This window comes from Loktanella sp. SALINAS62, from assembly GCF_018263905.1.
GTDB lineage: Bacteria > Pseudomonadota > Alphaproteobacteria > Rhodobacterales > Rhodobacteraceae > Loktanella.
The window spans coordinates 38,792-50,811 of record NZ_JAAFZU010000030.1 but is presented as its reverse complement, the minus strand read 5'-3'; the positions used below and the strand labels follow the sequence as shown (position 1 = coordinate 50,811).

11 protein-coding genes are annotated in these 12,020 nt (G+C 60.7%); 7 read left to right on the top strand and 4 right to left on the bottom strand.

Annotation, left to right across the window (positions count from 1 at the left end; genetic code table 11):
* Window positions 1–344: 344 nt before the first annotated feature.
* The 5 genes from GZH79_RS11480 (at window position 345) to GZH79_RS11465 (ending at window position 6,087) form a co-directional block, all read left to right on the top strand.
* On the top strand, window positions 345–2,858 hold the full coding sequence (locus GZH79_RS11480; RefSeq protein WP_211643928.1) for a heavy metal translocating P-type ATPase: 2,514 nt from the start codon (window positions 345–347) through the stop codon (window positions 2,856–2,858).
* Window positions 2,859–2,868: 10 nt separating this feature from the next.
* Window positions 2,869–3,273 carry a Cu(I)-responsive transcriptional regulator gene (cueR, locus tag GZH79_RS11475; protein WP_211643927.1) on the top strand — a complete coding sequence of 135 codons (405 nt, stop codon included), beginning with the start codon at window positions 2,869–2,871 and terminating at the stop codon, window positions 3,271–3,273.
* A complete protein-coding gene (locus GZH79_RS19245; protein WP_283094805.1) occupies window positions 3,273–3,407 on the top strand; it encodes a hypothetical protein in 135 nt (44 codons plus the stop codon). The genes cueR and GZH79_RS19245 overlap by 1 nt, the downstream gene beginning before the upstream one ends.
* 85 nt (window positions 3,408–3,492) lie before the next feature.
* On the top strand, window positions 3,493–3,984 hold the full coding sequence (locus GZH79_RS11470; protein WP_211643926.1) for a cytochrome c: 492 nt from the start codon (window positions 3,493–3,495) through the stop codon (window positions 3,982–3,984).
* A gap of 153 nt (window positions 3,985–4,137) precedes the next feature.
* Window positions 4,138–6,087, top strand: a complete 1,950-nt coding sequence (locus GZH79_RS11465; protein WP_211643925.1) for a glycoside hydrolase family 15 protein — start codon at window positions 4,138–4,140, stop codon at window positions 6,085–6,087.
* A gap of 38 nt (window positions 6,088–6,125) precedes the next feature.
* On the opposite strand, the gene ubiG is transcribed toward GZH79_RS11465, so the two are convergent.
* The 3 genes from ubiG to GZH79_RS11450 are packed head-to-tail and all read right to left on the bottom strand — an operon-like array spanning window position 6,126 to window position 8,855.
* Entirely contained in the window at window positions 6,126–6,827 is a 702-nt protein-coding gene (gene ubiG / locus GZH79_RS11460) for a bifunctional 2-polyprenyl-6-hydroxyphenol methylase/3-demethylubiquinol 3-O-methyltransferase UbiG (protein WP_211643924.1), read from the bottom strand.
* Window positions 6,817–7,641: an isoprenylcysteine carboxylmethyltransferase family protein gene (locus GZH79_RS11455; protein ID WP_211643923.1), complete on the bottom strand. Its 825-nt coding sequence runs from the start codon at window positions 7,639–7,641 to the stop codon at window positions 6,817–6,819. Before GZH79_RS11455 ends, ubiG begins: the two co-directional genes overlap by 11 nt.
* A complete protein-coding gene (locus GZH79_RS11450) occupies window positions 7,638–8,855 on the bottom strand; it encodes an FAD-binding domain-containing protein (RefSeq protein ID WP_211643922.1) in 1,218 nt (405 codons plus the stop codon). Before GZH79_RS11450 ends, GZH79_RS11455 begins: the two co-directional genes overlap by 4 nt.
* A gap of 221 nt (window positions 8,856–9,076) precedes the next feature.
* Between GZH79_RS11450 and GZH79_RS11445 the strand changes: the two genes are divergently transcribed.
* Window positions 9,077–10,465 carry a cytochrome ubiquinol oxidase subunit I gene (locus tag GZH79_RS11445; RefSeq protein ID WP_349291191.1) on the top strand — a complete coding sequence of 463 codons (1,389 nt, stop codon included), beginning with the start codon at window positions 9,077–9,079 and terminating at the stop codon, window positions 10,463–10,465.
* A 2-nt stretch (window positions 10,466–10,467) separates the two neighbouring features.
* Window positions 10,468–11,478, top strand: a complete 1,011-nt coding sequence (locus tag GZH79_RS11440) for a cytochrome d ubiquinol oxidase subunit II (RefSeq protein WP_211643920.1) — start codon at window positions 10,468–10,470, stop codon at window positions 11,476–11,478.
* Window positions 11,479–11,536: 58 nt separating this feature from the next.
* Here GZH79_RS11440 and GZH79_RS11435 read toward each other — a convergent pair whose 3' ends face one another.
* The gene (locus GZH79_RS11435; protein WP_211643919.1) at window positions 11,537–12,019 is read right to left on the bottom strand and encodes a PRC-barrel domain-containing protein; all 483 of its coding nucleotides are present in this window, start codon (window positions 12,017–12,019) and stop codon (window positions 11,537–11,539) included.
* Window position 12,020 lies beyond the last annotated feature (1 nt).

Below are 12,020 nucleotides of genomic sequence, written 5' to 3'. Positions count from 1 at the left end.
ACAGAGCAAGGCCGGTTTTGAACGTGTGATCGCTGTTGGCGCCACTGCTCTTTGTGAACCGCCACGGGCTTACCAAAGAGTTTCTGGTTCAATAAGTTTGCTGCTTTCGGGGACTTTCGACCCCATGCGGTGCGGCAGGATCATCGCGCATCGCATGTCATGTGTGGCAGAGGCGTGGATTGGCCAGTTCCGCCACCGATGCGATTGCGGCGCCCGCATAGACACCAAGAGAAGGTCGAAGCCTATCTGGTCCGCGCGCCAAAGTATTTTCCGTGCCGTCTTGACCTTCCAGTTACAGGAACCCCTATGTGAGAGAGAACCTCGCAACATGGAAGGTCGGAATCATGGACACGCAGCACATAAAGATCGCTATTGAGGGCATGACCTGCGCGTCTTGTGTGGGTCGGGTCGAAAGAACGCTGACGGATGTGAACGGGGTTAAAAACGTTTCGGTCAACCTTGCCAGCGAATCCGCGCAATTCGATATCACGAAAGATGCCGATTTCAGTCAGATCGCCACGGCGCTTGCGGACCTTGGCTATCCCCTGCGCAGACGGACCGTAAAGCTGATCCTGACGTCGATGTCCTGTGCATCCTGTGTCGGCCGGGTGGATCGCGCGATTGGCGCGCTGCCCGGCGTTCTGGACGTCAACGTGAACCTCGCCTCTGAAAGCGCGGTGGTGACGATTGCCGACGGAGCTGTGACCCCGCAGAGTATTTTGGCCGTGACACGCACGGCTGGCTATCCAGCAAAGCTTGCGGAGACGGACGAGGGCCTGTCGGCGGTGGCCCGCAAGGAAGAAGACGCCCGCCTGATTGCCCGCAAGACCCTGATCGCGGCGCTGCTTGCGCTGCCGGTCTTTGTGATCGAAATGGGCAGTCATCTGATCCCCGGCGTGCATGACCTGATCGCAGGGACGATCGGACATCAGGCAAGCTGGTATATCCAATTCGTACTGACGACGATCATCCTTGCGGGGCCGGGGCGGGTGTTCTTTGCCAAGGGCATTCCCGCGCTGCTGCGCGGGGCACCGGACATGAACAGTCTGGTCGCGGTCGGCACGGGCGCGGCCTGGAGCTATTCGGTGGTGGCGACCTTTCTACCGGGGCTTTTGCCACAGACCGTGCGCGCCGTCTATTTCGAGGCGGCTGCGGTGATCGTCGTGCTGATCCTTCTGGGTCGCTGGCTCGAAGCCCGCGCCAAGGGCCGGACCGGCGCGGCGATTGCACGGCTGCTGGGGATGCAGGCCCGCACCGCGCGGGTGATCCGCGATGGCGCGGCAGCGGATGTCGATATTGACGACGTTGTTGTTGGCGACACCCTGCTGGTGCGCCCCGGCGAACGCATTGCGCTGGACGGCGAGGTTCTGAGCGGCGAAGCCTATGTTGACGAGAGCATGATCACCGGTGAACCCGTGCCAGTGGCCAAGGCCGCGGGCGATGCGGTGACAGGCGGCACGGTCAACGGATCGGGCAGCCTGCACATCCGCGCGACGCGGGTGGGCGCGGATACGACGCTGGCGCAGATTATCCGCATGGTCGAAGAGGCGCAGGGCGCCAAATTGCCGATACAGGGGTTGGTTGACAGGATCACCTTGTGGTTCGTGCCGGTCGTCATGACCGTGGCCGCGATCACCGTGGCGATATGGCTGACGGTCGGGCCTGACCCCGCCGTGACGATGGCGCTTGTGGCCGGGGTGTCGGTGCTGATCATCGCCTGTCCCTGCGCCATGGGGCTTGCGACGCCAACCTCGATCATGGTGGGCACCGGGCGCGCTGCGGAAATGGGTGTGCTGTTTCGCAAGGGCGACGCGCTGCAGGCGCTGGCCTCTGTCGATGTTGTCGCGCTCGACAAGACGGGCACGGTGACAGAGGGACGCCCTGAAATGACCGATCTGGTGCTGGCCGACGGGTTTGCGCGCAACGAAGTACTGTCGTTGATCGCCGCGGTCGAGAGCCAGTCCGAGCATCCCGTTGCCGAGGCGATTGTTCGTGCAGCACAGTCCGAAGGGGTCGGGCGCGCTGAAGCGGACCAATTCGAATCGATCACTGGCTACGGTGTGCGGGCCCGTGTATCGGGACATGACGTGTTGGTCGGGGCGGACCGTTTGATGGCGCGCGAGGGGCTGGACCCCGGCGGCCTGACCAAGGCGGAGGCTGACCTTGCTGCAAGGGGCCGCACCGCGCTTTATGCCGCGATTGACGGGCGGGTTGCCGCCGTCATTGCCGTGGCCGATCCGGTCAAATCCACCAGCGCCCAAGCGATCCGCGCCCTGCGCAGCATGGGCCTGCGCGTGGCGATGATTACCGGCGACAAGCGCGAAACAGCCGCAGCCATCGCGCATGAGGTCGGGATCGATACGGTGATCGCGGGTGTGCTGCCGGATGGCAAGGTGGCCGCGCTTGACATGTTGCGCGAGGGTGGGGCGCGTGTGGCTTTTGTCGGTGACGGCATCAATGATGCGCCTGCACTGGCCCATGCGGATGTGGGCATTGCCATCGGCACCGGGACTGACGTGGCCATCGAATCCGCCGACGTTGTGCTGATGTCGGGCGACCTGCGCGGCGTTGTGAACGCGGTTCAGGTGTCCCGCCATACGATGCGCAACATCCGGCAGAACCTGTTCTGGGCCTTTGGCTACAATACCGCGCTTATCCCGGTGGCGGCGGGTGTGCTTTACCCGGCCTTCGGGCTGCTCCTGTCGCCAGTTCTGGCGGCAGGGGCGATGGCGCTCAGCTCTGTCTTTGTGCTGACGAACGCGCTGCGTCTGCGCCGGTTGCGCCCTGCGATGGACGAAGGCAAACGCGCCAGCGCATCAAGGAATACGCGCACAGCGCAACCCGCCCCGGCAGAATAGGAGACTCGCCATGAATATCGGGGATATCGCGCGGATCACGAAACTGCCCGCCAAGACGATACGCTATTACGAAGATATCGGTCTGGTAAATCCGGCACGCGATGACAACGCGTATCGCCGTTTCAACGATAGCGACGTGCACAAGCTGGGGTTTATCGGACGCGCCAGATCGCTTGGCTTCACCATTGAAGATTGCCGTGCTCTTCTGGCTTTGTACGAAGACAAGGACCGCGCCAGCGCGGATGTAAAACAGATCGCGCAGCATCATCTGGCGCTGATCGACGTGAAAATCGCCGAACTGAAGGCGATGCGCACCGCGCTCGGTCACCTGAGCGAGAGTTGCGCGGGCGATCACCGGCCAGATTGTCCGATCCTCGAAGGCCTGTCTGTGTCGTCACAAACAAAGAGTGGCTGATGCAAGCCGTATGTCCCACAGGCCGGATCGTTGCCGCGCGACAGGTGGCGGGGCTGTCGCGTCGCGGCTTTCCGGCCCGTAGCGCTGCGGATGGCGTTGCAATGTCCCTGCGCCCCGCGTGGACCGCCATATGATCCGGGTGCTTGACGACAGACGGCTCGGACGGATGAGCGGGTCCGGTCGCGCCTGTTGCGGATTTATGAGAAAGGAACATCAATCATGAAAAGGCACCTTGCCATCACACTGGGGATCGTTGGGGGCGCTATCGTACTGGTCGCAGGCGTGGTGGCCTGGGCCGTGCCGGCTGAGCCAGCGGACACCCCAGAGGGGCTGACCTTTATGGGTGCGCCGGTGACGGGTGAACAGATCGCGCTTGGCCAGGATCTATACGCCGCCAATTGCGCGTCCTGTCATGGGGCCAACCTTGAAGGTCAGCCGGACTGGCGCAGCCGGAACGAAAACGGTCGCATGCCCGCGCCGCCGCATGATGCCAGCGGTCACACGTGGCACCATGCCGACCGGCAGTTGTTCACGATCACGAAGCTGGGCGTCAGTGCCATCGTTCCGGGCTATGAAAGCGACATGCCCGCGTTCGAAGGCATCCTGAGCGACGGCGAAATTGCCGCCGTGCTGGCCTTTATTAAAAGCACATGGCCCGAACGCGAACGTGGGTTTCAGGCCGCGGTAAAGGCCAACGGTGACGGGTCATGACCGCGACAGGGTGGCCTTTGCCGATCTGGGGGCTGCGGCGTCGATCATGAATGTCTGGGCGTCATAACGAATTTTTGACGCATAAATGTCGCCCTGATTTCATTCCCGTCTATATGTGTATTCTCTTCATTAAATGACGAAAAGGATCACTGCTTGACTGAACAAGAGCGGCAACGACCGATCGAGGACTATGCGTTAATCGGTGATTGCCACGGAGCCGCTCTGGTTTCGAGCGCAGGCAGCATCGACTGGTGCACGCCACTTCGCTTTGACGCGGACCCGATCTTTTTTGGCTTGCTTGATGCTGACAGCGGTGGACGCTGGAGCGTGGAGCCGAAAGGCGTGATACGGATATCACGGGGCTACATCAAACGGACGAACATCCTGCGCACCCAGTTCGAAACCGAGACAGGCACCCTTGAACTGATTGATTTCATGCCGGTCGGTCGCACGCGCACGGCAAAGGTTCACGACTACGTCACGCTCAACGCGCCTGGCTGGGTCGTGCGCCGGATGCGCTGCACGTCCGGCCATGTCGATTTGACAGTCCGCTTCTGCCCCCGAGGATCGGCATTTTCGACAGAGCCGCTGGATCTGGAATTGAAAGATGGCCGGATCGACTGCGCGAACGGGACCACGCTGTGGTGCGACGGAGAGGCGCAGCTTGAGCAAGACGGCGCTTCGGTTCGGGTCGTTCTTCAGAACGGTGAAATTCAGACAAGTGTGATGACAAGCGTCCCGCCGCTCATGGACCCAAGGGATCAGTCCGACCTGCTTTATGATGTCACGCACGCCTATTGGACAGAGTGGTGTGAATATTCGCGTTACATAGGTCCTTATCATGACGTGGTCTTGCGTAGCGCACTGGCGTTGAAACTGCTTACCTACGCGCCAACGGGTGCGATCGTGGCTGCGCCCACGACGTCCTTGCCAGAGAAAATAGGGGGGCAACGAAACTGGGACTACCGCTTTTGCTGGGTCAGGGATGCAACCTTTGCGTTATTTTCGCTCTCGGTCCTCGGCTACAGCGCCGAAGCGTCCCGGTTTTCGGATTTTCTGTCGCGGTTTTGCCTGCGTGAAGGGTCCACACTTCGGATCATGTATGGGATCGACGGTAAACCGTTCCTCGATGAAAAATGCCTCTCGCATCTTTCGGGATACCGCGACAGCCGACCGGTCCGCGTCGGGAATGAAGCCGCCGATCAGCGCCAGCTCGACATCTTTGGCGAACTGCTCGATTGGGCCGATCTGCGCGCCGCCCTTGGGTCGCGGCTGAACGCGGACGATCGGGCACTGATGTGCGCGGTTGCGGATCATGTCTGCAAGACATGGCAGATTCCGGATCATGGCATCTGGGAAATGCGCACCGAGCCGCGGCACTTTACCCAAGGCAAGGCGATGGCGTGGGTGACGCTTGACAGGGCCATCCGTCTTTTTGGTGACAAACCGCACTGGCGCGAAAACCGTGACCTGATCCTGCAAGAGATGATCGACAAGGGCTGCACCGGGAATCCTCCGCATCTGGTTCAATCCTACGGGGCCAAAACAATGGACGCAGCACTTCTTCAGATCCCGCTTCTGGGTCTGCCACTCTCACCCGAACTGCTTGAAAGAACGGTGAAAGAGGTCGAGCGGGAATTGCGCGCTGACGACCTTGTTGACCGTTACCGCGGAACCGACGGCCTTGATGGTGACGAGGGCGCTTTTTTCATTACCAGTTTTTGGCTTGTCGAGGCGTTACTGTTGGTCGGTCGGGCAGAAGAGGCCAGTGATCTGTTCGAGCAGCTTCTGTCGCGGGCAAACGACGTGGGTCTATACGCGGAAGAAGTGGACCGTAAAACCGGGGCCTTCCTTGGCAACTTTCCACAGGCCTTTACGCATTTGTCGCTGATTTCCAGCGCGTCGCTGCTGCAACTCTATCACAACAAGGGGGCAGGGGCGTTAAAGGGAACCAATGCCGATCGGGCAACGCGCATCGTCGGCGCGACCGAAGGTTTCAAAGCGCTGGTGTTTTCCCTGATCCGGAATCGTAAAATCCGTCTCAAGTCATCTCGGAAATCAGTTCTGTCTCTTACCCCGACGGACAGCCGGGGAACGGGGTAGGCCTGCAATTTCGCAGGGCAGGTCCATCAGGCGACGCGTCAGGCGGATGGTTTTCGCGCGCTCCCCATGTACAGGATCGTGGTAAAGGGCAGCGGGCCAAAAATCAGGTCCAACCGCCGGTTGACGCCGCGTGGCCCCAGACCGGTGGTCGCACCCGGCACCAATCCAACGCCCTGCATCACTGCGCGCAATTCTGCGGGCTTGATGAACATTGCCGGATCATGCGTGCCGCGCGGCAGCAGGCGCAGCACGTCTTCGGCGATCGTGATCGTGGCCAGCCGGGCCACAGGGTTGCGGTTGATGGTGTCGAACAGGAACATGCCGCCGGGGCGTAGCGTGCGGGTGACCTCGGCCAGAACCTTGGGCAGGTCCGCCACGTGTTCCAGCACATCGACGCAGACGACGGCATCAAAGCTGGCATCGTCATACGGCAGCGCCTCTCCGACGCCGACATCGTATCCGATGTGCAAACCAGTTTCGCGGGCGTGGGCACGGGCGGCGTTGATCGCTTCGGTGGCGGGGTCGATGCCGGTCACAGTGGCCCCGCGCTGTGCCAACGCTTCGGCCATGAACCCCCCGGCGCAGCCCAGATCCATCACCGTTTTGCCCTGCCAGTCGATCTGTCGGTCAAACCAGGCCAGCCGTCCGGGCACAAGGTTCTTCAGCGTGCGCACCCAGCGGATATCGTCGGACCACCAATGGTCCGCCACGGTGTCGTAAATCGTCAGGTCATTGCGCATCTGGCTGGTCCTTGGGATGGGTCAGACGGGGCACGGCATAGGGCACCGTTCTGCGATACTGGCTGAAACGGGGGCCATAGCGGGTGGCAAAGCGGCGTTCTTTCAGGCGCGGGGCCAGCAGGCAATAGGCGGTAAAGCTGATCGCCAGCGCCAGTTGATCCGGCGTCCAGACCGGCGGCGTCCATAGCGTAAGCGCAAAGGCCACATAGATCGGCTGGCGGATCAGGCGAAACAGCCCCTGTGTCGGCATGTCGGGGAACACTGGCCGTTTGCGCGCCAAAAGCGACATCCAGCCAAGCGCACCGGATTGCACCTCTGCGCCCGCGTCGAAACTGGCCTTCAGCAGGATCAGCCAGCTTGCGGCATAGGCTGCCGAGATCGCCCAGAACATCGCCCCCTCTGCCCGCCACCAGACGATGCCCGTCGGCGTCCAGAGCGTGAACAGCGCCAAAAGTTGCACTGACGCGATGGTCGCATAGGTCGTCGTGGCCAGCGTTTGGGCATGCGGTCCGGGGATCAACCGGGCCAGAAACCGCCCACCGGGCCCGGTCAGCAGTGCCGAATGGGTCAGTGGAAACTGGACGATCAATGCGGCATTGGCCAGCAATGCCCACGGCCACGGCACGTGGCCCAGACTTTCGCTCAGGCCAAAGAACATCGCCACGATCATGGCCAGAACCCCCAGCGCGAAAACTGCATGGCACAGCGTTCCAAGCGTCAGGGCCAGTGCAATCCGCCCCGCACCTGCGGGCGGGCGTAATGCCGCGCGGATCAACGTCAGCAGTCGGGCGATGCGGGGGTCATCCAGCGTCATCCGGGCACGACCTGATCAAGGATATGGGGAATGTTCTTTTTAACCTTGAAAAACCCGGCCGTGCTGTGCGGCCAGATCGCAGCGTCCCAATCGCGCCGCCATTCGCACAATGTCATCCCGTGCTTGGCGAGGGATGGTGCAGCCTGACCCAGCCAATCGTACAACGGGCCGCGTGTGACATATGGCGTCACGATCTGGGTGGCACCCGCGTCTGCGGCCCATGCGGCAAGGCTGTCCGGGTCGTCCGCGCGCAACGCCACGGATGCAACACCCGACCGCATGGCGGTATCGGCAAGCGCGCCAGCCTCGAACCCTGAAACCAGATCGGAAACAGGAAGGGGGGATCGCAGGTGGCTGGTGGCCAGCGTCGCCGCGGTGCGGATATCCAGCGTCTGGAGGTTGAAATCCTCGACCCGGCAGTCCTCATCCGTGATCAGCAAGGCGGTTGGCCTGCCGGGTTGCGGTGGCGTGAACACCCGAAGCGGCAGAACAGACGGCAGGCCGTCAGGCTCTGATGCCTCCAGCCCTTCGGTCACCTCTGCCAGATCGCTGCGGCGCGGGGTGAACCGACCGGCCGTAAAAGTGGTGATGTTTAGCGCGTCGGCTGGATAGGGTTTGCCGCGCGTGTGTAGCCCCGCAACCCAGCGCCAGCCCAGCGTGTTCGACGCCGCATCGCCATCGAGCAGATGACGGTAAAAGAAATCGGCCCCCAACCGCCACGGCAGTTGCAGCGTGAAAATCCAGATCGACGCGAACCACATCCGTGCGTGGTTGTGTAAATATCCGGTGTCCACAAGCTCACTGGCCCAGGCATCGAAGCACGCCAGACCCGTTTGGCCCGCCATGGCGCGGACGACGTCGCGGCGCAGGCGACGGTCGCGGTCAAGGGTGGCCAGATCGGCGTCCAGCCCGGTGACATAGCTGTCCCAGACGTGCGGGCGGCGTTCCAGCCAACCCTTGAAATAGCCGCGCCAGATGACTTCCTGCACGAACTTTTCGGCCGCCTCTGGTCCGTGTGCGGCCAATGCGGCGGCCACCACATCGGATTCCAACACCAGCCTGCGCCGGATATACGGTGACAGCACCGACACCGCCTTGTGGGCACCGGATCCGTGATCTGTGTTGCGCCCATTGGCATAGCGTCGCCCCATGCGGGGGGTAAAGGCTGCAAGACGTTTTTCGCCCTCGGCGCGGGTCGGGGTCCAGTCTGTCATCTATTCCGCCTTGGTTTGATGTGGTGCGAAATTGATGGAAAAATCAGGTTTTTCAATGTGGCACGATGACATGCGCCCCTTGGGTGCAACGCCACGCAGGTCCAGTTCCACCCTGTGCATCAGGGTCCAGCGCGAATTGTCGCATCACGATGCAGTTATCTGGTGCCAGTCATATATCCGGTGCACAGACTTCATATACTGGTTTAATTTCGGAGCCTTCGGTGGACACCCTTCTTCTCTCCCGTATTCAGTTTGGCGCGAACATTTCGTTCCATATCCTTTTCCCCACAATGACGATTGCGCTGGGCTGGATGCTGCTGTTTTTCAAGCTGCGGTTCAACGCGACCGGGGACCGAAAATGGATGGACGCCTATATGTTCTGGGTAAAGATATTTGCCCTGAGCTTTGCCATGGGTGTCGTGTCGGGGATCACGATGTCGTTTCAGTTCGGCACCAACTGGCCGGGGTTCATGGAAACGGTCGGAAACGTCGCAGGGCCGCTTTTGGCGTATGAGATCATGACCGCCTTTTTTCTTGAAGCGGTGTTTCTGGGGATCATGCTGTTCGGTGCATCGCGGGTGAAACCCTGGGTGCATACGATGGCGACGTTTCTGGTGGCCTTTGGCACGACCATGTCGACGTTCTGGATTATCGTGCTCAATTCATGGATGCACACGCCGCAGGGCTTTGAATTGCGCGACGGTGTGGTGCATGCGACCGATTGGTTGCAGATCATCTTTAACCCGTCGATGCCCTACCGCTTTGTCCACATGATGCTGGCATCTGGCCTGACCGTGGCTTTTCTGATCGCAGGTGTCTCGGCCTTGCGTCTGCTGTGGGGAGACCGCAGTGAGGCGGTGAAATCAACGCTGCGGGTCGGTATCATTGCCGGCGCTGGCCTGATCCCGCTGCAAATCCTTGCCGGTGACATGCACGGTCTGAATACGCTGGAATACCAACCCGCCAAGGTCGCCGCGATGGAAGGCAACTGGGAAACCGGACCGAACGTCCCGCTGGTGCTGTTTGCCGTCCCGAACCAGCAAACGCGCAGCAATGATTTCGAGGTCGCGATCCCCAACGGTGCGTCGTTGATCCTGAAACATTCGGCGGACGGCGTCGTGCCCGGCCTGAACGATTTCGTCAGCGAAGACGGAGAGATCATGCATCCGCGTGTCGCACCCGTCTTTTATGGATTTCGCGTGATGGTGGGCACCGGCATGGCCATGCTGGCGCTGTCTTGGGGCGGGCTTGTTCTGCTGCGGCGCTATGGGGCGGGCAACATGCCGAAACTGGCATTGTACGTCTTTGCCGGGATGAGTTTCAGCGGTTGGATCGCAACACTCGCCGGGTGGTACACGACCGAAATCGGTCGCCAGCCGTGGCTGGTGCAGGGCGTGCTGGCGACAAAAGACGCCGTCAGCGACGTGTCCTCTGGCATGGTCTGGACGACGCTGGTGGGCTACCTCGTGATCTATGCCGCACTGATCATCGCCTATATCGGGGTCATCACCTATCTTGCACGCAAGGCGACGCATGGTGATCGGCTGCCAACGCGCGATTACCCGACAGCCGGCGCCGCCGCACCTGCCATGTTGCAGCCGGGAGAATGACCATGTCGCTTTTTTCGGACCCTGCCGTCTGGCTGCCGTGGACATTCGCGGCGCTGATGGGCCTGTCGATCCTGATTTATGTCGTGCTGGACGGTTTCGATCTGGGCGTCGGTCTGCTGATGCCGCTGGCCGATGCCCGTGAAAAAGACATGCTGGTCGCCTCGATCGGGCCGTTCTGGGATGCAAACGAAACATGGCTCGTGCTGGCGATCGGGATACTTTTGGTGGCCTTTCCGCCCGCACATGGGCTCATTCTGACATCCCTGTATCTGCCGGTGTTTTTTATGCTGATCGGTCTGATCCTGCGGGGTGTGTCGTTCGAATTGCGGGCCAAGGCGCCGCCGCGCCAAAAGAACATGTGGAACGCGTCATTCTTTGCCGGGTCGCTGTTGGCGGCCCTGTCGCAGGGGTTTATGCTGGGCATGTATGTCATGGGATTGGAATGGACGCGGTCCAATGTGGCGTTTGCCATGCTGACGGCCGTGTTTCTGACCGTTGGCTACAGCTTTATCGGGGCGACGTGGCTGATACTGAAGACCGATGGCGCATTGCAATCCCATGCGATCCGGTGGGCAAAAGGCGGTATCTGGGGCCTGATCATGGGGATCGGTGCAATTTCGCTTGCAACACCGTTTGTCAGTGCACGGATTTTCGACAAGTGGTTCGGCATGCCGCAGATGTTGTATCTGCTGCCATTTCCCGTGCTGTCAGCGACATTGATCGGTTTTCTGTGGTGGAAATTACGGCGTCTGCCACGTGAAAACGACCGCTGGGCCTGGTCGCCGTTCGTGTCCGCGACAGCCCTTTTCGTGCTGGCCTTTGGGGGTATGGCCTATTCGTTCTACCCCTATGTCGTGCCCGAACAGATCACGATCTACGAAGCCGCATCCGCACCGGAAAGCCTGTTGATCATCCTTGTCGGCACGCTGTTCGTGCTGCCTGCGATCCTTGGTTATACAGTCCTGTCGTATTACATTTTTCGCGGTAAGGCGACGGAACTGCGTTACGATTGATGCCAGCGACGCTGCTGAAACGGCGGCCTGCGCAAGCGCAGGCCGCCGTGTGCCGGGTTTACCACCAGCCGCTGTCGACTTCTTGACGGGATTCAAGCTGTTCTTCCGACAGTGGTGTGACGAAAGACAGGTCGCCAAAGTTGTTGTCGACGGTGCCACCAACCGTTTTCAAATCAGCGATGTCGATCACGACGTCAGCATCACCGATATCAAGCCAGCCGCCGACTTCGGCAATGACGCCGACAATCTGGCCGTCGCGGGAAATGACGATATCGGACACTTCGCCAATTTCTTCCCAATCGGAATCTATTTCATTGTAATAGCTGGTTTCGGCCCAGGCGGTTTCGTCGTATTCCATATACTGTGTATGGATATCTGCGCCAATGATGCTTTCGGCGCGGATGAACTGATTGCTCAATTCGTTGTCGACGACACCGCTATATGTGCCGGGTTCCGACATCATGTGCGTTTCGGCATGTGCGATCCCTGCAGAACTGGCAGCAAGTGCGAGGGCGAGCGTTGAAGTTGTCAGTCGTGTCATG

Excerpts from the sequence above, each read along its gene's own strand:
- GZH79_RS11480 (WP_211643928.1), top strand. The coding sequence starts at position 345 with ATGGACACGCAGCACATAAAGATCGCTATTGAGGGCATGACCTGCGCG.
- cueR (WP_211643927.1), top strand. The coding sequence starts at position 2,869 with ATGAATATCGGGGATATCGCGCGGATCACGAAACTGCCCGCCAAGACG.
- GZH79_RS19245 (WP_283094805.1), top strand. The coding sequence starts at position 3,273 with ATGCAAGCCGTATGTCCCACAGGCCGGATCGTTGCCGCGCGACAGGTG.
- GZH79_RS11470 (WP_211643926.1), top strand. The coding sequence starts at position 3,493 with ATGAAAAGGCACCTTGCCATCACACTGGGGATCGTTGGGGGCGCTATC.
- ubiG (WP_211643924.1), bottom strand. The coding sequence starts at position 6,827 with ATGCGCAATGACCTGACGATTTACGACACCGTGGCGGACCATTGGTGG.
- GZH79_RS11455 (WP_211643923.1), bottom strand. The coding sequence starts at position 7,641 with ATGACGCTGGATGACCCCCGCATCGCCCGACTGCTGACGTTGATCCGC.
- GZH79_RS11450 (WP_211643922.1), bottom strand. The coding sequence starts at position 8,855 with ATGACAGACTGGACCCCGACCCGCGCCGAGGGCGAAAAACGTCTTGCA.
- GZH79_RS11440 (WP_211643920.1), top strand. The coding sequence starts at position 10,468 with ATGTCGCTTTTTTCGGACCCTGCCGTCTGGCTGCCGTGGACATTCGCG.
- GZH79_RS11435 (WP_211643919.1), bottom strand. The coding sequence starts at position 12,019 with ATGACACGACTGACAACTTCAACGCTCGCCCTCGCACTTGCTGCCAGT.